This window comes from Arthrobacter sp. B0316-5-4 (assembly GCF_059090325.1).
The window spans coordinates 1-201 of sequence record NZ_JBNHFN010000029.1; the positions used below are offsets into that span (position 1 = coordinate 1).

Genomic DNA, 201 nt, shown 5'->3' on the forward strand with positions numbered 1-201 from the left:
CGGTGCTGTCCTCGTTGGAGGTCACTTCGCCGTTGTCCGGATCAGTACCGGTCGAGGTTGCGGTGTTCACTACCTTGCCAGCGGCTTCGTCTTCCTCAGTCACCACGTAGGGTGCCTCGGCGGCGCAGTCGATGGTTTCTCCGACGGCCAGGGTGGTGGCCTTGCAGGTCACTGCCCCGATCTTCGGGTCGTTGACCTTCA

At 62.7% G+C, this 201-nt stretch carries 1 protein-coding gene; it reads right to left on the bottom strand.

The window, feature by feature from the left end:
* Positions 1 to 201: DUF7507 domain-containing protein (locus AC5RU9_RS21325; RefSeq protein WP_494018075.1), on the bottom strand; the 201-nt coding region annotated here is incomplete at both ends.